The organism is Piscinibacter sp. PDB1-1, from assembly GCF_056675995.1.
Window position 1 is genome coordinate 2496082 of record NZ_JBWVZJ010000001.1, and the last position, 16638, is coordinate 2512719.

Genomic DNA, 16638 nt, shown 5'->3' on the forward strand with positions numbered 1-16638 from the left:
CGATCGATCCCCCGAGGGGATGGCCGGCCGGCTTGGGAGCGGCCCGGCGCTCGGCCGGCTCCACTTCGTTGACCTGATGACATGAAACCGCGCGTCCTCATCGTCGAAGACGAACCCGGCATCGCCGACACCCTTCAGTACGCCCTGCGCACCGAGGGCTTCGAGCCGACCTGGGTCGCCACCGGCGAAGAAGCGCTGCAGCAGTTCCAGGCCCTGCCGCCGGCGCTGGTGATCCTCGATGTCGGCCTGCCTGACGCCAGCGGCTTCGAGGTGTTCAAGCGCCTGCGCGCGCTGGCCGACGTGCCGGTGATCTTTCTCACCGCGCGCAGCGACGAGATCGACCGTGTGGTCGGCCTGGAACTCGGGGCCGACGACTACGTGCCCAAGCCCTTCTCGCCGCGCGAGTTGGTGGCGCGGGTGCGCTCCATCCTGCGCCGCGCGAGCAAACCGGCCGCCGCCGTGGTGCCGGCCGCCCAGACCGCCCAGCCATTGGTGGTCGATGAAGGCAAGCGACAGATCCGCTACTACGGCGCGCTGCTGGAGTTGTCGCGCTACGAATTCGGCCTGCTGGCGACGCTGGCCGCCCGGCCCGGCCACGTGTTCTCGCGCGACACCCTGCTCGACAAGGTGTGGGACGACAGCTCCGAGAGCCTCGACCGCACGGTCGATGCCCACGTGAAAACCCTGCGCGCCAAGATGAAGCTGGTGGCGCCCGAGCTCGATCCGATCCGCACGCACCGCGGCAGCGGCTACGCGCTTGTGGAAGATTTGCCACTTTCTCCTTCTACAGAGCCTTAAGGGCGCGGCGCTCGGGTCGATACCGAGATGGACGAGGCGGAACTCCGCCTTCAATGCTGTCTGTCTCCTCCAATGCGCCACCTTCTGCTTCTCGCCGCTTTCTGTGCCTGCCTGTTGTTCGGGGCGGCGCCTGCCGTGCACGCCCAAGGCGTGCCCGAGAGCATCGACCTCTGGCCGCAGGTCACGACCCTGGGCGACCCAACGAACCGCATGGGTTGGGAAGAGGTCGCCGCACAGGCCAGCCGTTTCGAGGCACCGACGGGCCCCTACGGCAACCTGGGCCCGCGCAAGGAGACGGTCTGGTTGCGCATTCCGCTGCATGCGCCGGCCCAGCCCGGCCCGTGGTGGCTGGTGATCGACTACGCGCCGCTCGACCTGGCCGAGGTGCACCTGATCACCGACGGCCAGCGCGTTCAGACCGCGCTCATGGGTGACCACCTGCTGGTGCGCGACCGGCCCGCGCCCACGGCGGTGCCGTCCGTCCGCCTCGACATCGAGCCCGGGCGCACCTACGAGCTGCTGATCCGCGTGCGCAACAGCGGCGCCAACGCGACCATCGTGCCGGTGTCGCTGCTCAATACGTCGGCGCTGATCCGCCATCAGAGCCTCATCGATCTGCTTCAAGGGCTGGCGCTTGGCTTCGGTCTTTGCATGATCTGCTTCACCGCCGCGCGTGCACTGATCACGCGGGAGTTGATGTACCTGTGGTTCTCTGTGGCTTGCGTGTGCACGACGCTGTTCTTCCCGTCGTACTTTGGCGTGGCCGCCCAGCACCTGTGGCCCACGAATGCCTGGCTCACGCAGAACGCGCCGCCCTTCCTGCTGCTGGGCGTGCTGGCCTTCGGCAGCCTGTTCGTGGTGCGTTCGCTCTACGTGGCGCAGCACAGCCGCTGGGCTGCCCGGGCCATGGAAGCCGTGGCGGGCCTGGCGCTCGCGAGTGCCGGGCTGTTCGCGGCGGGCCTGATCGACTACAGCCAGGCCTCGAAGGTGACGACGCTGCTTGGCGGGCTGCCCATGCTGCTGGCCCTGCCGATTGCGTACAAGCGTGCCCGCCAGGGCGACCGCGCGGCAGCATGGGCCTTCGCCGGCTGGGGTGTCTACAGCGTGGGCGTGGGCTGCTTCACCGCGCTCAACACCGGGCACCTGACGGCCGAACCGTGGGCACAGGGTGCCTATCAGGTGTGCACCGTTCTCGAGACCGTGGCGTGGATGGTCGTCCTCAGCGTGCGCGCCGACGAGTTGCGCATCGCGGCCGAACAGGCCAAGCGCGAGCACGCCCGCGTGTTGCAGATCTCGCAGACCGACCCGCTCACCGGCCTGCTCAACCGCCGCGGCCTGCAACTGGGCATGCCGGCGCTGCTGCAGGGCTCCAGCGCCGAGAACCTGACGGCGGTCTACCTGCTCGACCTCGACGGCTTCAAGCCCATCAACGACACCCATGGTCACGATGCGGGCGACGAGTTGCTCACCCTCATGGGTGCGCGACTCAAGCGTGCAGTGCGCGTGGGTGACCTGGTGGCGCGCCTGGGTGGCGACGAGTTCGTGATCGTCGCTTCGCAGCTGCGCGGCGAGGCCGAGGCCGAACAGGTGGGCCGCAAGCTGCTGGCCTGCTCGGCCGCGCCGTTCAAGGTGGGGCAGGTGGAGTGCCGCGTGGGCATGACAGTGGGCTACGCCATCGCCACCATCGACGCCAACGACGGCGATGAACTTCTGCGCAAGGCCGATGCCGCGATGTACGGCGGCAAAGAGGCGGGCAAGAACCGGGTGCGACGCGCGACAAACCCGCGCGTCTCGGCCGGCCAGGCGATCACACCAGCCACCACGTCACCGACGACGCAGGCGGCGTCGAAACCTGCTGCCCGCTCGACCGCCTGACCTCCCTCCCTGCCGGCCTCTCTAAGATGCCGGCGCATGACCAAGCGCAACCGCATCTTCATCGGCATCCTGCTCGCCTACGTGCTGGGCGTGGGCCTGCTGATGTACCGGCAGCTGCAGGAGATCGACCCGCGCTACCGTGAATCGGCCGAGGAGTCGCTGGTCGAAACGGCCAACCTGATGGCCACGCTGATCGAAGGCAGCTCGCGCGATGGCTCGTTGCAGGTCGAGGCGCTGGAGCCCGTGTTCAAGGCGCTGTACGCGCGCCGCTTCCAGGCCGACATCTATGGCTTCGAGAAGACGCGCGTCGAGTTGCGTCTCACCGTCGTTGATCGAGGCGGCACCGTCGTCTTCGACTCCACCCACCGCGCGCTCGGTGCCGATCATTCGCAATGGCGCGACATCCACCGTGCGCTGCAAGGTGAATACGGCGCGCGCACTTCGCAGGATGTCGAAGACGATGCGAGCACGTCGGTGATGTATGTCGCCGCACCGATCCGCGTCGCCAACCAGATCATCGGCGCGGTGAGCGTGGGCAAGCCGGTGCAGAGCTTCGGCCAGTTCGTGCAGGCGGCGCGCCGCAAGACGCTGCTGGTGGGCACCACCTCGGTGGTCGCGCTGATCCTTTTCGTCGTGATTCTTTCGGTGTGGCTGGTGCGGCCGTTCGGGGTGTTCGCCGACTACCTGCGCTACGCGCGCGCGCAGCGCGGCTTTCATCCGGCGCGCCTGCTGCGCCGTGCGTGGACCGCCTTCCGCGCGTCGTTCGACGAAATGCGCGACGCGCTGGCCGGCCGCAACTACGTGGCCGACTACGTGCAGACGCTCACGCACGAGGTGAAGAGCCCGCTGTCGGCCATCCGCGGCGCGGCCGAGCTGCTGCAAGAGCCCATGCCCGACGCCGACCGCGCGCGCTTCGCCGGCAACATCGCGCGCGAGACACAGCGCATCCAGGAGCTGGTCGACCGCATGATGGAGCTCACCGCGCTCGAATCGAGGCGCAGCCTGGAGGCCACGGCGCCGGTGGCCTTGCGGCCGATGCTGAAGGAGCTGGCTGCCAGCGCCGCGCCCAGCGCCGAAGCGCGTGGCCTGCGCATCGCGGTGGAAGAGGGCGCCGACGACGCCACGGTCGAGGCCGATGCCTTCCTGCTGCAACGCGCCCTGTCCAACCTGGTCGACAACGCGCTCGACTTCTCGCCCGCTGGCGGCACCGTCACGCTCGGCTTGCAGCGCCGTCGCCGCAGCGTCGAGCTGAGCGTGCGCGACCACGGCCCGGGCATCCCCGACTACGCCGAAGACAAGGTGTTCGAGAAGTTCTATTCACTGGCGCGGCCCAGCACGCACAAGAAGAGCACCGGCCTCGGCCTGCCCTTCGTGAAGGAAATCGCCGAGTTGCACGAGGGGCGTGTCACGCTGCGCAACGCGCCGGGCGGCGGCGCCGTGGCCACGCTCGCGCTGCCGCTGAGCCGCTGATTCGCGCTCGTCCTGGCCTCAGTCGACCGAGATGCGCGGCCCCACCTTCACCTTGCGGCACTCCCGGTCGGTCTCAGGCAGCTTCTTGAAGCGGTAGTCGCCGAATCGCACCTCGCGCCGCTTCATGTCCCATGGCTCGGAGGTCTTGATCTCCACGCACTGAAAGGGGCGCACGCCGCGCAGCAGCTCGCGCCCGCTCGGCGTCATCGACTGCGTGCCGAGAAAGACGTTGCCCTGGGTGGTCTTGAGATGCACCTCGGAGGCCTCGTCCACCACCGGCGTGCTCGTCACTTTGACCACGTGCGTGTTGACCACCTTGCACGAGGCGAGCGAGGCGGCCAGCAGCAGGAGCAGCACGGGGCGGCAGAGGGCGGTGTTCATGCCGCGATTGCACAGCCAAACGCTCGCCAGTGCGCAGCCGGTGCGGCCGGCGGGTGTGACGAAGTTGCGTTCTTTGCCCAGTCGGAGGGCTCAGTTCGACGTCACCGAATAGCTGTTGACGTTGAAGTTGAGCCCCGGCGACGACGAGGTGATCTCGAAGCCGTACTGCACTTCGCCGACCGTCACGTCGCCCATCCAGCCGCGCAGGCGCAACCAGTTGAGGATGGCCTTCACGTCCACCGTGGTGTTGTTGGTCTTGGTGGTGCGCAGGAACGAGAACACCGCGTTCGCGCCGTTGCTGCCCCGGAACACGTTTCAGGTCGCGCCGCCCACGCTCACGTTCTTGTAGACCGGCACAGCGTTGCCGGCGCTGTCGTACTGCGAGGCGATGGGCTTCACGTTGCCGCCACCTGCGGCAGTGCCGGTGTAGTTGAGCCACAGCATGATTTCGTACTTGTGGTTGGTGTCCCAGATGTCGAAGGTGGAGCTCCAGGCGCCGCCGCTGGGCGTGCTCACGTTGAGCTTCGCGCTCAGGGTGTTGATGGCGCTGATCTTCTTGTTGATGTGGCGCGTGGCGTTGGGGTACGACTTGATGCCACCGCTGTTGGGGTGGTTGGCCCACACGCCCCAGTTGCTGTACGAGTTGGCCCACAGCGTCTGCGGCCCGTAGCCCGAGCCCCAGATGTTGTTGTAAAGCGTGTAGCCGCCGTTGTTCCACGTGCCCCAGCGGTCGGACGACTGCCAGACGGCGGCCGAGGTGAATGTGGGCAGCGTGGCGAGCGCGAGTGCGGCCAGGGCGCGGCGCTGCCAGGCGTACAGGGATGCGGTCATGGGCAGTTCTCCTCTGTGTGTTGGGGGTGGAGGCGCATGCTGCGCCGCGCGCCCGGGCCCCGCATCGGTGAAAACTAGCACGTTCGTGCAATTTGCTGAGTCGATGCAATCCACCGTGGGCTTCACACAGGCTTCACACACGCTGCACGTGGCTTCAAACCCGCTTCGCCTGCGGGCGCGAACCTGCTGGCCGTGCGCACCCTTCGGTGCCGCCGCCAGGAGAACGAACCATGCCCCGCCCGCAGATCCCCTACCGCCCGCTCACGCCCACCGGCCGCGTGATGTGGTGCATTGCCCTGGCCGTGTTCTCGGCCGTGTTGATGCTGTTCTGGTCGCCGGCCCACGCCGACGACTCCGAGGCCCGCCCCGGTGAGAGCCCGTACTTCGCGGTCAACAGCAGCGAGCCGGGCGTGGACCGCCTGCCGCTCAAATCCACCCAGGTCGACGTGAAGATCGCCGGCGTGATCGCCGACGTGACGGTGACCCAGCACTACCGCAACGAAGGCCAGCGCCCGATCGAGGCGCGCTACCTCTTCCCGGCCTCGACGCAGGCGGCGGTGCACGCGATGACGGTGCGCCTGGGCGAGCGGCTCATCACCGCGCGCATCAAGGAGAAGCAGCAGGCGCGCATCGAGTACCAGGCCGCCAGGCGCGAAGGCAAGACCGCGGCCCTGCTCGAGCAGCAGCGCCCCAATGTGTTCGAGATGAACGTAGCCAACATCCTGCCCGGCGACGACGTGGCGGTGGAGCTGCGCTACACCGAGCTGCTCACGCCGCGCGATGCGGTCTACGGTTTCGTGTTCCCTACGGTCGTGGGCCCGCGCTACAACAGCGCGGCCCACGACGCGGCGGGCTCGGCGCCCATTGGTGGCGCGTACCTGAAGAGCGGCGAGCCACCGAACGCCACCTTCGACATCCGCGTGAAGCTCGACACCCCCGTGCCGGTGAAGGCCATCGGCTCGCCTTCGCACGACGTCGACATCGCCGGCTCGGGCGGCTGGCATACCACCGTGGCGCTCAAGCCGGGCAGCGGGCCGGCGAACAACCGCGACTTCATCCTCAGCTACCGCCTCGCCGGTGACCGCATCGAGTCGGGACTGATGCTCTACCGCGGCAGCGATGGTGAAGACGGCGACGAGAACTTCTTCCTCGCGATGGTGGAGCCGCCCAAGGCGGTGAGCACGCGCCAGATCAACCCGCGCGACTACGTCTTCGTGGTCGACATCTCGGGCTCCATGCACGGCTACCCGCTGGAGACGAGCAAGGTGCTGCTGCGCAACCTGATCGGCAGCCTGCGCCCGAGCGACACCTTCAACGTGATGCTCTTCTCGGGCAGCAACCGCATGCTCGCGCCCAGTTCGGTGCCGGCCACGCGCGCCAACATCGACGAAGCTCTGCGCGTGATCAAACAGATGGGTGGCAGCGGCAGCACCGAGATCGTGCCGGCGATCAAGCGCGTGGTGGCGCTGCCGAAGGCCGACGACGTGTCGCGCAGCATCATCGTCGTGACCGACGGCTACGTGAGCGTCGAGGCGGAGGTCTTCAAGCTCATCCGTGAGAACCTGAGCCAGGCCAATGTGTTTGCCTTCGGCATCGGCAGCAGTGTCAACCGCCACCTGATCGAAGGCATGGCGCGCGCGGGGCAGGGCGAGGCCTTTGTCGTCACCAAGCCCGAGTACGCCGCCGAGCAGGCCGAGCGCCTGCGCGCCATCATCGAAGCGCCAGTGCTCACGCAGGTGACCGCGCGCTTCGAAGGCATGGAGGTGTACGACGTCGAGCCCGCGCAACTGCCCGACGTGATGGGCGGCCGCCCGGTGGTGCTGTTCGGCAAGTGGCGCGGGGCCGAGGGCCAGCAACCGGTGAACGGCAGGCTCGTCATCGAAGGCCGCGCGGCCGATGGCCCGTATCGCAGCGAATTGAGCACGCAAGGGCGCGAAGACCAGACCTCGTCGGCGTTGCGCCATCTGTGGGCCCGCCAGCGCATCGCGAGCTTGAGCGACCAGGAGGCACTCGAAGGCGGCAGCGCGCACAAGGCCGCCATCACCGGGCTGGGCCTCACCTACCACCTACTCACGCAGTACACGAGCTTCATCGCCGTCGACGAGCGCGTGCGCAACACCAACCCGGCGCTCACCGCCGGCGTCGACCAGCCTTCGCCAATGCCTGAAGGCGTGAGCAACCTGGCCATCGGCGCCGAGGTGCCGAGCACGCCGGAGCCGGGGGCGATGGCGGCGCTGCTGATGGTGGCCTTCATCGTGGGCGGCTCGCTGTGGCTGCGCCGCCGCGAGAGCTGAGTCATGGCCACCGCTTTCGTGATCGACACCCACCCGGCCGGGCGCTGGCGCGCGCGCCTGGCGGGCCTGCCGCCGATGGTTTGGCTGGCACTGCTGGCAGTGGCCCTCTGGCCGCACTGGCGCTGGGCGGCGGCGCGCCTGGCCGATGGGTCGGACGACCCGCTGGGCCTGGCGGCGCTCGCGGTGCTGGGCCTGTGCGTGTGGAAACTGGAGCCGCAGCTGCGCGCCTCGCCCAAGCCGGCCTGGCTGACCGCCGCGCTGGGCACGAGCGCCGCGGCCACGTGGTCGCTGTTCAACCTGCCACCGCTCATCGGCGCATTGCTGGCCGCCTTGTCGATGGCGCTGGGGCTGCGCGCCTTCATGCCGTCGGGCCAGGCCGCGCTGCCGATGGCCGGACTCGCGTTGTTGTCGTTGCCGGTGGTGTCGTCGCTGCAGTTCTACGCGGGCTACCCGCTGCGGGTGGTGACGGCGCAGTGCAGCACCTGGCTGCTGCAGGCGCTGGGTTTCGCTGCAGAGCGCAGCGGCGCAGCGATGACGGTGCAGGGCCGGCTGGTGATCGTCGATGCGCCGTGCTCGGGTGTGCAGATGGTGTGGATGGCTTATTTCTGCGCCTTCAGCGTGGCGGCCTTCATCGGGCTGCGAGATCGCGAGCTGCTCGCGCGTCTGCCGTTCGCCGGGCTGCTGGTGCTGGCCGGCAACGTGCTGCGCAACAGCGTGCTGGTGGCGCTGGAGGCGCAGCGCACGAGCGTGCCCGAGGCACTGCACCAGGGCGTGGGCCTGGGCGTGCTGCTGCTGGTGTGCAGCGCTGTCGTGTGGGTGATCCAGGGAGGCCGCGATGCGCGCGCTTGATGGCCTGCCCGGCAAGCTGCTGCTGGCCGCGGTGGCGGCGTTGTGCGGGCTGCTGCCGCTCCTGCGGCCCGCATCGGCCGCCGCAGAAGGGGCGCGCTCCGCGCCGGAGTGGCCCACGCAATGGGACGGCCAGCCCCTGCGCCCGCTGGCCCTGAGCGCCGTCGAGACGCGCTTCGCGGCCCGCTTTCCCGGCCACATCGCACGCCTCACCGATGGTGAGCGGGTCGTGGTGCTGCGCGAGGTGCGCGAACCCACGCGCATGCTGCACCCCGCGGTCGACTGCTACCGCGGCCTCGGCTATCGCATCGCGCAGGCTCAACTGGAGCGCGATGCGCGGGCACGGCTGTGGCGCTGCTTCATCGCCGAGCGCGCGGGGCAACGCCTGCGCGTGTGCGAGCGCATCGTCGATGCGCAAGGTCAGGCCTACACCGATGCATCGAGCTGGTTCTGGGCGGCGCAGCTCGGCCAGTCCACCGGGCCGTGGCAGGCCGTCACCACCGCGAGGGCGCTATGAGCCGATGGATGAAGCTGACGATCGGTCTCGCGCTGGGGGCGCTCTTCAGCGTCTCTCTGGCGGTGGTTCTTGCGCTGCGCTCACTGCAGCCCGCGCCGGGCGACTGGACCCACCCGCTGCGCGCCGGCCCCTGGTCGCACGAGGTGAGCATGCCGGCCCTGCTGCGCATCGCCAGCCATCCCTTCGCGCTGCGCCTGCTCGAAGGCAGCACGCTGCACACACGTTTCGGCGCCGTGCGCTGGGAGGCCATGGCCGCGCCCAACACCTGGCGCGCGGTGTGTGCGCCGTGCACCTTCCAGCGCCGTGAGCTGGGGCGCGAGGCCATCCGCCTGTCGCGTGTGGAGTTCACCGTGGTGCCCGATGCCGAGATGCGCTTGCAGGGCAGCTTCTCTCTCGGTGAGGCACCGCATGCCTTGCAGGGGCGTTGGTCGTCGCGCATCGAGCGGCAGAAACTGGTGCTCGATTTCAAGGTGGCCGACGAGCCGGTAGCGCGTGCGTTCGCCTTGTTCCGCCGCGAGATCCCGGAGTTCGACCGTGCGCAGATCGACGGCCGCCTGAGCGCCAGGGCGCGATGGGCGCTGCCGGACAACCGCTTCGCGCTCACGCCGCGCATCGAGGGTCTGCGGGTGGCGGGCCTGGGCACCGAGGCCCTGCTCAATGCCGAGCCGGCCTGCGGTGCGGCCGATGGCTTCGGCGAGTGGCTGCCGCGCGCCGTGCTCGCCGCCGAAGACCAGCGCTTTCACCAGCACAGTGGCTACGACCTCGACGAGATCATGGCCGTATGGACGGACAGCGCGGGCGGCGAAGCACCGCTGCGCGGCGCGAGCACCATCCCGCAACAGCTCGCCAAGCTGATCTACACCGGCGACAACCGCAGCCACGCACGCAAGCTGCGCGAGCTGCTGTATGCGGTGGAGATCGATCGCACGCTGGGCAAGGCGCGTGCGTTGAACCTCTATCTCGCGATGGCGCCGTGGGGCCACGGCCTGTGCGGTGCGCACGCGGCGGCGAAGCAGTACTTCAACAAGCCGCCCGACGCGCTCGCGCCGATCGAGGCCGTGTGGCTGGCGACGCTGCTGCACAACCCCAACCGAGAGTTGTCGCGTCTGGGCCGCGAGGGCGCGCCGAATGCGGAGCGCCTCGCGTGGGTGGCCGATCAGTTGCGCCCGACCACGATGCGTGAGCGCGAGCGGCTGCGCAAGACGGCGGCGCGCTGGCAGCCGCCGCGCCCGGCGCTCACATCCGCTCTCGCCGTTGCCGCGTCTCAGGCAGCGGCTGGCCGCTGAGCCACTGCGCGGCGAGCGCGGGCACGTCGTTCGTCTGGGCGGCCTCCCACACCCATTCGGGCGGAACGACACGGGTGCCGCTTGGCGTGGCGGGCAACTGCGCGGCGATCTCGGCGGCGAACCGCGCCACCTTGATCGCACGCACCGGCCGCTCGTGCTGCGGCACCATGAAGTGAAGCTGCGAGAGCATCCAGTGCGCCAGGCGTTGCAGCGCGTGCCCCTCGCGCCGCCCGCGCGGCGCCTCGGCAGAGCGGATGAAGACCAGGTGCTCGAAGCCGAGCTGCGCGACGGCCTGCTCGTCCAGGCTCGCCAGGCCGCGCTTCAGCGCCTCGGGCAGCGAGGCCTGCGTGTGCGGCATCACCACCAGCAGGTGGCGCACGCCGCTGCGCTGCAGCCATTGCGCGATCTCGGGCACGCGCTTGGGCTCAGGCCGGAAAAACGCCTGATCGCGGCCGTTGTTGCTGCGCTCGCGGTCGAACACGACGAGCGCGGTCGGCCCGAAGCGGCCCGGCAGGTCTGGCTGCCATGGCACGGTGGCGAGTCCTCGCAGCGCGGGCTGCACCGGCTGCTGGACCAGCACGCTCACCCGGCCGTGGCGGCCGGCACCGAGCAGTTGCTCCAGCAGGGCCGAGCCGAGGGCGCCGCCGCCGCCCACGACGAGCACCTGTTCCATCGCGGGGGTGGCGCGCTGGCTGGTGGGCGCGTGGCCCGCGCGCAGGGCTTCGTTGAGGAGTGACATGGCGGCAAGTATCTCGCCGGTCGCTCGGCGAGGGGCTTGTGCGGGCTGACACGGCAGCGGAGTAGCATGCACACCGCTCTCGTTCAGCGCCCGATGCGCGCTCCCTGGCTCGAAACAAGGCTCGAAAGGACACACGATGATTCGCAGACTCTGGCTTGCCACTCTTGCCCTCGCTGCCGCGCTCGGCTTGAGCGGCTGCGGCTACAACGACTTTCAGCGGCTCGACGAGCAGACCAAGTCGGCCTGGTCCGAGGTGCTCAACCAATACCAGCGCCGCGCCGACCTGATCCCCAACATCGTCGCCACGGTGAAAGGCGAGGCCAACTTCGAGCAGGAGACGCTGACCAAGGTGGTCGAGGCACGCGCCAAGGCCACGAGCATCCAGGTGACGCCCGAGACGCTCAACAACCCCGAGGCGTTCAACAAGTTCCAGCAGGCGCAAGGTGAACTGAGCAGCGCGCTGAGCCGCTTGCTGGTCGTCACCGAGAACTACCCCAATCTGAAGGCCAACCAGGGCTTCCAGGATCTTCGCGTGCAGCTCGAAGGCACCGAGAACCGCATCACTGTGGCGCGCAACCGCTACATCAAGGCGGTGCAGGAGTACAACGTGCTCGCGCGCAGCTTCCCGACCAATCTCACCGGCAAGATCTTCGGGTACTCGCCCAAGCCGAGCTTCACTGTGCAGAACGAGGCGCAGATCTCCGCCCCGCCCACGGTGAGCTTCGACAAGCCGGCCTCCAAGTAAGCCGAACGCACCGCGATGCGCGGATCGTTGCGCTGGCTGTGGCCGCTGCTGGCGGCCCTGTGGTTCGCCGCGCCGCTGCATGCGCAAGACGTGCAGCCGGTGCCGCCGCTGTCCGGGCGCGTCATCGACCAGACTGGCACGCTCACGCCTGTTCAGGTGCAGGCCTTGAGCGCCAAGCTCGAAGGCATCGAGCGCGAGCGCGGCTCGCAGATCGTGGTGCTGATGGTTGCGAGCACGCTGCCGGAGGATGACGCGACGTACGCGCAGCGGGTGGGTGACACGTGGAAACTTGGCCGCCGCGACGTGGGCGACGGGCTGCTGATCGTCGTCGCCAAGGACGACCGCAAGGTGCGCATCGAAGTCGCCAAGACGCTCGAAGGCGCGATCCCTGATCTGGCAGCGCGGCAGATCATCACCGACCGCATCACGCCGGCCTTCAAGGCGGGCGATTTTGCGGGTGGGCTCAACGCGGCCGTGGACCGCATCGCCGAGCGAATCGGCACCGAAGGACTGCCCGAGCCCAGTGTTCGCGAGCGCAATCAGCGTGCGGCGGGCGGCGGCTTCGACCTCGAGAGCCTGGCAATCTTCTTCTTCGTGGGTGTGCCCATCATCGGCGCGGTGCTCACCGGCATCTTCGGTCGCAAGCTGGGGTCACTCGCCACGGCCGGTGCTGCCGGAGGTTTGGGCTGGCTGTTCACCACGAGCCTGCTGATCGCCGGGGGTGTCGGGCTGATTGCACTGGTCATGGTCGGCGTGATGGGCGTCGGCTCGCGCCGCGGAGGCGGGCTCGGCGGTGGCGGTGGGCCCATCATCTGGGGCGGAGGTGGTGGTGGCGGAGGGGGCGGCTTCGGTGGTGGAGGCGGTGGCTTCGGCTCGGGCGGTGGCGGTGATTTCGGCGGCGGCGGCGCCTCGGGAGATTGGTGACATGTTGAGCCCCCACGCACTTCACGCGTTGTCCCTCGCAAGGGCGCACCAGGCCATTCGGGCGGCCGGGCGGGCCCCGTGATGAACAAGTTCCAACGCATCCTCAAGCACCGCCTCGTCGACGAGGCCGATGCACGACGCGCGCTCGGCGACACGGCCCTGCAAAGCCTGCGGGCACGCGTGGGCGCGAGCGAGAAGCGTCACACCGGCGAGATCCGCATCTGCGTCGAGGCCAGCCTGCCGTGGTCCTATCTGTGGCGCGATGCGAGCGCCCGCGAGCGGGCCGTGGCCATGTTCGGCAAGCTGCGAGTGTGGGACACCGAAGCCAACAACGGCGTGCTCATCTACCTGCTGCTCGCCGAGCACGCCATCGAGATCGTGGCTGATCGGGGCATCGATCGCCATGTGAACGCGGCGCAATGGGCGGAGCTGGCGGCGCGCATGTCGGTGGCCTTCCGCGAACGCCGATTCGTCGATGGCTTGGAGTCAGCCGTCGATGCGGTGACTGCGTTGCTGGTGCAGCACTTCCCAGCCGATGGCGATGCCGGTAACGTCAACGAACTGCCCGACGGCGTGGTGCTGCTCTGACCCTGCGAGCGCCGACTGCAACACCCGATCGAGCCACCAAGGAGAACCCGATGCCCGTGACCGAAGAGGTCGTCCCCGTTCCCGCCGACCCGCCGAGCCACGGCGTGCAGAAGTGGGTGGTGCGCCGCGACCTCAGCCGCAATCTGCTCGCGGTACTGCTGCTCGGCGTGCTGATCGTGGGTTCGTTCTGGATCCTGCGTCCCTTTCTGCTGCCTGCACTGTGGGCCGGCACGATCGTCATCGCTACCTGGCCGGCCATGCTGTGGCTGCAGTCGCGCTTGCGTCGGCGATCGCTCGCGGTCACGGTGATGACAGCGCTCATCCTGCTCGTCTTCATCGTGCCGGTGGCGCTTGCAGTGGAGACGCTGATTTCGAACGCAGACATCATTACCGGCTGGATCAGCACGCTGGCCAGTTCTCCACTGCCGATGCCGCCAGACTGGGTGAAGGACATCCCGATGGTCGGTGAAAAGGTGTCGCAGATCTGGAGTGATCTCGCCCAGGCCGGCAAGCAGGGCCTGCTCGCACGCGCTGCACCCTATGCCGGCAAGGCGGCGCAGTGGGGCGCCTCGCTACTGGGGGGCATCGGGATCTTCCTGGTTCAGTTGGCGCTGTGCATGGTGTTCGTCGCCATCCTCTACGCCGGTGGAGAGAGCGTGCGTGGCGTGCTGATCCGATTCGGGCAGCGATTGGCGGGCGAGCAGGGCAGCGAAGTGGTGGAACTCGCCGGCCGCTCGGTGCGGGCCGTGGCGCTTGGTGTCGTTGGCACCGCGCTGGCGCAGACGGTGCTGGCCGGCATCGGGTTAGCGGTCACGGGCGTGCCCTTCGCCAGCCTGCTGTCGGCGGTGATCCTGGTGCTGTGCATTGCGCAGGTGGGCCCGGTGATCGTCCTGTTGCCGGCACTCGCATGGTTGTACTGGAATGGACACCTAGTCGCAGGCACGGTGTTGCTCGTGTGGACCGTGGTCGTCGGCACCATGGACAACGTACTGCGGCCCTTGTTGATACGCGCCGGCGGCGCGAACCTGCCGCTGCTTCTCATCTTCGGCGGCGTGATCGGCGGCCTCATCGCGTTTGGCATCGTCGGCCTGTTCGTGGGGCCGGTCGTACTCGCCATCGCGTACACGCTGCTGATGCGCTGGCTCGAACCCACCCCTGCGGCCTGACGCTGCTGACCCATCGGGAGAACGACACCATGAAGACTTGTTTCGTAGCCGCAGCCCTGGCGTTTGCAGCCTCGTCTGCCTTGGCGCAAACCACCGCACCCATCAAACCCGGCCTCTGGCAGGTGCAGAGCGAACGCGAGACCGACGGCAAGAAGGACCCGGACATCACCGAGCAAATCAAGAGCATGCCGGCGGCCATGCGCGATCGCATGGCCGAGAACATGAAGCAGCACGGCGTCGACATCAGCGGGGGGCAGATGCGCATCTGCCAGACGCGCGAGTCGCTTGACGAAAGCCGTTGGCAGACCGGGCAGGGCCAGTGCAAGACCGACTACGGCACGCGCAGCAGCAGCTCCTGGAAGTGGACCACCACTTGCTCCGAGCCGGCTTCGGTGACGCAGGGCGAGGCAGTCTTTGCAGGGCCCGAGAGCTACGTCGTCAAGAGCAGCACGACGGCGGCGATGCAAGGCAAGAGTACCGTCACCAAGACCACCTTGAAGGCCAAGTGGGTGGGCGCCAGCTGCGGCGACCTCAAGCCGGTGCAGCCGGCGCCCACCAAGCCCTGAGGGGGCAGGGCGGGCTTGCGTTCGCTCAGTAGCTGGGCCAGCCGTCGCTGGTCCAGCCCAGATCGTTGATCAGCAGCTTGGGCTTGCCGCCGTCGTTGGCGTCGTAGGCGTGGCGCGCGATCACGCCGTCGCCCACGTCCTGGCCGCCCGGGCCCTTCCAGCGCACGTTGCCCGTGTCGAGCACGGTGCCGCCACCGTCGAGCAGGCGCTTTCCTGCGCGGTCAACGTAGGGGCCGGTGATCGAGGTGGAGCGGCCGTAGATCATCTTGTAGGTGCTGTTCACACCCTGACAGCAACGGTCGATCGACGCGAAGAGATAGTAGTAGCCGTTACGGTAGACGATGCTCGGCGCCTCGATGCCGGCGCTTCGCTTGGCGATGGAGACCATCGAGCCGGTGGGCTTCATCGTGCTCTTGTTGATCTGCACGATCTTGAGCCCGCTCCAGAAGGAACCGAACGCCAGCCAGGGGTTGCCGCGCGCATCGATCACCAGGTTCGGGTCGATCGCGTTGTAGTCATTGGCGGTCGTGCTGCGCAGGACCATCCCGTTGTCCGTCCAGCGGCCTGCGCCGACGCTACTCGCCGAGGCCAGGCCGATCGCCGAGGTGTTCTTGCCGAAGGTCGAGATCGAGTAGTACAGCCAGACCTTGCCGTTGTAGTTGTGGACGTCGGGCGCCCACACGTCGTTGTTTGCCTGGTTCGGCACGTAGAGCTTCCACCACGAAGGTGGCGAAAGAAAGATCTGCGGCACCCGCGTCCAGTTGCGCCCGCTGCTGTCGGACTTCAGCACCTGGATGCCCTGACCGGTGCTGAAGGTGTACCAGGCGCTGCCTTCCTTGATGATGGACGGATCGTGCACGCCGATGTCGCCGCTGAGCTCCCAGAACGCGGCGGAGGCTGGCAGGCTGGCAGCCGCAAGAAGCAGAGCCGCGGCGGCGCCGCGCAAAGTGAATCGCATGGGTTTGTCTCCTGGGTGTTTGTTTGCGAACGCAGCCGCGTCGTGACGTCTGCGTTACTCGTCATTATTTATAGACGCGCGTGCAATTAAAGAGATCAACCCTGCTGCGAGCAATGCGGGCTAGCCCGGGGAGGGTCGGGTGGGAAGCACTTGGCTTTCTGGATTGGACAGGCAAGAAAAAACCCGCAGGGCGCACCATGCGGGTTTCTTGCGAGCGCGGCGCGGCGCTTACTTGCGGAACTTGCGCAACGCCGAGATCTGAGCGGCCAGCGAAACAAGTTCGTTCTGCGCGCGAGCGAGGTCGATGTCGCTCTTGGCATTCTTGAGCGCCTCTTCGGCCAGCTTCTTAGCTTCGCTTGCCTTCGCCTCGTCGAGGTCCTTGCCGCGAATAGCCGTATCGGCCAGCACGGTGACGATGCCCGGCTGCACCTCGAGGATGCCGCCGGCCACGAACACGAACTCTTCCTGGCCGTTGTCGGCGCGCTGGATGCGCACCGCACCGGGCTTGATGCGGGTGATCAAGGGCGTGTGGCGCGGGAAGATCCCGAGCTCGCCCTGCTCACCCGGCAAGGCGACGAACTTCGCTTCGCCGGAGAAGATGTTCTCTTCGGCGGAGACGACGTCTACGTGCAGGGTTGCCATCAGGGTTTCCTT

Annotated in this window: 18 protein-coding genes; 12 read left to right on the forward strand and 6 right to left on the reverse strand. The window is 68.3% G+C overall.

Annotation, left to right across the window (positions count from 1 at the left end; all coding sequences use genetic code 11):
* Positions 1-81 precede the first annotated feature (81 nt).
* From creB to creC, 3 genes are all read left to right on the forward strand, one after another.
* Complete coding sequence (gene creB, locus AC1KAR_RS11520; RefSeq protein ID WP_480317593.1) at positions 82-798, forward strand: two-component system response regulator CreB; 717 nt, start codon at positions 82-84, stop codon at positions 796-798.
* 135 nt (positions 799-933) lie between these two features.
* Positions 934-2673 carry a diguanylate cyclase domain-containing protein gene (locus AC1KAR_RS11525; protein ID WP_480317595.1) on the forward strand — a complete coding sequence of 580 codons (1740 nt, stop codon included), beginning with the start codon at positions 934-936 and terminating at the stop codon, positions 2671-2673.
* A gap of 36 nt (positions 2674-2709) precedes the next feature.
* On the forward strand, positions 2710-4143 hold the full coding sequence (gene creC / locus AC1KAR_RS11530) for a two-component system sensor histidine kinase CreC (protein WP_480317597.1): 1434 nt from the start codon (positions 2710-2712) through the stop codon (positions 4141-4143).
* A gap of 18 nt (positions 4144-4161) precedes the next feature.
* Here creC and AC1KAR_RS11535 read toward each other — a convergent pair whose 3' ends face one another.
* The 3 genes from AC1KAR_RS11535 to AC1KAR_RS11545 all read right to left on the reverse strand — a co-directional run bounded on the left by AC1KAR_RS11535 (position 4162) and on the right by AC1KAR_RS11545 (position 5355).
* Entirely contained in the window at positions 4162-4524 is a 363-nt protein-coding gene (locus tag AC1KAR_RS11535) for a hypothetical protein (protein WP_480317599.1), read from the reverse strand.
* Between the two features lie 90 nt (positions 4525-4614).
* Positions 4615-4836, reverse strand: a complete 222-nt coding sequence (locus AC1KAR_RS11540) for a hypothetical protein (protein WP_480317601.1) — start codon at positions 4834-4836, stop codon at positions 4615-4617.
* A 3-nt stretch (positions 4837-4839) separates the two neighbouring features.
* Positions 4840-5355 carry a glycoside hydrolase family 12 protein gene (locus AC1KAR_RS11545; protein ID WP_480317603.1) on the reverse strand — a complete coding sequence of 172 codons (516 nt, stop codon included), beginning with the start codon at positions 5353-5355 and terminating at the stop codon, positions 4840-4842.
* A 230-nt stretch (positions 5356-5585) separates the two neighbouring features.
* Here AC1KAR_RS11545 and AC1KAR_RS11550 point away from each other — a divergent pair, with 230 nt between their 5' ends.
* The 4 genes from AC1KAR_RS11550 to AC1KAR_RS11565 are packed head-to-tail and all read left to right on the forward strand — an operon-like array spanning position 5586 to position 10298.
* Positions 5586-7649: a VIT and vWA domain-containing protein gene (locus tag AC1KAR_RS11550; RefSeq protein ID WP_480317605.1), complete on the forward strand. Its 2064-nt coding sequence runs from the start codon at positions 5586-5588 to the stop codon at positions 7647-7649.
* 3 nt (positions 7650-7652) lie between these two features.
* Positions 7653-8498 (forward strand): exosortase Q, encoded by an 846-nt coding sequence (gene xrtQ, locus AC1KAR_RS11555; protein WP_480317607.1) that lies wholly within the window; start codon positions 7653-7655, stop codon positions 8496-8498.
* Positions 8485-9012 carry a hypothetical protein gene (locus AC1KAR_RS11560; RefSeq protein ID WP_480317609.1) on the forward strand — a complete coding sequence of 176 codons (528 nt, stop codon included), beginning with the start codon at positions 8485-8487 and terminating at the stop codon, positions 9010-9012. The genes xrtQ and AC1KAR_RS11560 overlap by 14 nt, the downstream gene beginning before the upstream one ends.
* A gap of 8 nt (positions 9013-9020) precedes the next feature.
* Entirely contained in the window at positions 9021-10298 is a 1278-nt protein-coding gene (locus AC1KAR_RS11565; RefSeq protein WP_480317611.1) for a biosynthetic peptidoglycan transglycosylase, read from the forward strand.
* Here AC1KAR_RS11565 and AC1KAR_RS11570 read toward each other — a convergent pair.
* Positions 10249-11037: a Rossmann-fold NAD(P)-binding domain-containing protein gene (locus tag AC1KAR_RS11570; RefSeq protein ID WP_480317613.1), complete on the reverse strand. Its 789-nt coding sequence runs from the start codon at positions 11035-11037 to the stop codon at positions 10249-10251. The two genes, AC1KAR_RS11565 and AC1KAR_RS11570, sit on opposite strands and share 50 nt — an antisense overlap.
* Before the next feature lie 136 nt (positions 11038-11173).
* On the opposite strand from AC1KAR_RS11570, the gene AC1KAR_RS11575 reads away from it, so the two are divergent.
* The 5 genes from AC1KAR_RS11575 to AC1KAR_RS11595 all read left to right on the forward strand — a co-directional run bounded on the left by AC1KAR_RS11575 (position 11174) and on the right by AC1KAR_RS11595 (position 15026).
* On the forward strand, positions 11174-11782 hold the full coding sequence (locus AC1KAR_RS11575) for a LemA family protein (RefSeq protein WP_480317615.1): 609 nt from the start codon (positions 11174-11176) through the stop codon (positions 11780-11782).
* A 15-nt stretch (positions 11783-11797) separates the two neighbouring features.
* Positions 11798-12706, forward strand: coding sequence for a TPM domain-containing protein (locus tag AC1KAR_RS11580; RefSeq protein WP_480317617.1), 909 nt, complete (start codon positions 11798-11800; stop codon positions 12704-12706).
* Positions 12707-12787: 81 nt separating this feature from the next.
* Positions 12788-13294, forward strand: coding sequence for a TPM domain-containing protein (locus AC1KAR_RS11585; RefSeq protein WP_480317619.1), 507 nt, complete (start codon positions 12788-12790; stop codon positions 13292-13294).
* A 50-nt stretch (positions 13295-13344) separates the two neighbouring features.
* The gene (gene ydiK / locus AC1KAR_RS11590; protein ID WP_480317621.1) at positions 13345-14460 is read left to right on the forward strand and encodes an AI-2E family transporter YdiK; all 1116 of its coding nucleotides are present in this window, start codon (positions 13345-13347) and stop codon (positions 14458-14460) included.
* Positions 14461-14489: 29 nt separating this feature from the next.
* The gene (locus AC1KAR_RS11595; protein WP_480317623.1) at positions 14490-15026 is read left to right on the forward strand and encodes a DUF3617 domain-containing protein; all 537 of its coding nucleotides are present in this window, start codon (positions 14490-14492) and stop codon (positions 15024-15026) included.
* A gap of 25 nt (positions 15027-15051) precedes the next feature.
* On the opposite strand, the gene abnA is transcribed toward AC1KAR_RS11595, so the two are convergent.
* Positions 15052-15984 carry an arabinan endo-1,5-alpha-L-arabinosidase AbnA gene (gene abnA / locus AC1KAR_RS11600; protein ID WP_480317625.1) on the reverse strand — a complete coding sequence of 311 codons (933 nt, stop codon included), beginning with the start codon at positions 15982-15984 and terminating at the stop codon, positions 15052-15054.
* 228 nt (positions 15985-16212) lie between these two features.
* Complete coding sequence (locus tag AC1KAR_RS11605) at positions 16213-16626, reverse strand: F0F1 ATP synthase subunit epsilon (protein WP_480317627.1); 414 nt, start codon at positions 16624-16626, stop codon at positions 16213-16215.
* Between the last annotated feature and the right edge of the window lie 12 nt (positions 16627-16638).

Excerpts from the sequence above, each read along its gene's own strand:
- creB (WP_480317593.1), top strand. The coding sequence starts at position 82 with ATGAAACCGCGCGTCCTCATCGTCGAAGACGAACCCGGCATCGCCGAC.
- creC (WP_480317597.1), top strand. The coding sequence starts at position 2,710 with ATGACCAAGCGCAACCGCATCTTCATCGGCATCCTGCTCGCCTACGTG.
- AC1KAR_RS11535 (WP_480317599.1), bottom strand. The coding sequence starts at position 4,524 with ATGAACACCGCCCTCTGCCGCCCCGTGCTGCTCCTGCTGCTGGCCGCC.
- AC1KAR_RS11545 (WP_480317603.1), bottom strand. The coding sequence starts at position 5,355 with ATGACCGCATCCCTGTACGCCTGGCAGCGCCGCGCCCTGGCCGCACTC.
- AC1KAR_RS11550 (WP_480317605.1), top strand. The coding sequence starts at position 5,586 with ATGCCCCGCCCGCAGATCCCCTACCGCCCGCTCACGCCCACCGGCCGC.
- xrtQ (WP_480317607.1), top strand. The coding sequence starts at position 7,653 with ATGGCCACCGCTTTCGTGATCGACACCCACCCGGCCGGGCGCTGGCGC.
- AC1KAR_RS11560 (WP_480317609.1), top strand. The coding sequence starts at position 8,485 with ATGCGCGCGCTTGATGGCCTGCCCGGCAAGCTGCTGCTGGCCGCGGTG.
- AC1KAR_RS11565 (WP_480317611.1), top strand. The coding sequence starts at position 9,021 with ATGAAGCTGACGATCGGTCTCGCGCTGGGGGCGCTCTTCAGCGTCTCT.
- AC1KAR_RS11570 (WP_480317613.1), bottom strand. The coding sequence starts at position 11,037 with ATGTCACTCCTCAACGAAGCCCTGCGCGCGGGCCACGCGCCCACCAGC.
- AC1KAR_RS11575 (WP_480317615.1), top strand. The coding sequence starts at position 11,174 with ATGATTCGCAGACTCTGGCTTGCCACTCTTGCCCTCGCTGCCGCGCTC.
- AC1KAR_RS11580 (WP_480317617.1), top strand. The coding sequence starts at position 11,798 with ATGCGCGGATCGTTGCGCTGGCTGTGGCCGCTGCTGGCGGCCCTGTGG.
- AC1KAR_RS11585 (WP_480317619.1), top strand. The coding sequence starts at position 12,788 with ATGAACAAGTTCCAACGCATCCTCAAGCACCGCCTCGTCGACGAGGCC.
- ydiK (WP_480317621.1), top strand. The coding sequence starts at position 13,345 with ATGCCCGTGACCGAAGAGGTCGTCCCCGTTCCCGCCGACCCGCCGAGC.
- AC1KAR_RS11595 (WP_480317623.1), top strand. The coding sequence starts at position 14,490 with ATGAAGACTTGTTTCGTAGCCGCAGCCCTGGCGTTTGCAGCCTCGTCT.
- abnA (WP_480317625.1), bottom strand. The coding sequence starts at position 15,984 with ATGCGATTCACTTTGCGCGGCGCCGCCGCGGCTCTGCTTCTTGCGGCT.
- AC1KAR_RS11605 (WP_480317627.1), bottom strand. The coding sequence starts at position 16,626 with ATGGCAACCCTGCACGTAGACGTCGTCTCCGCCGAAGAGAACATCTTC.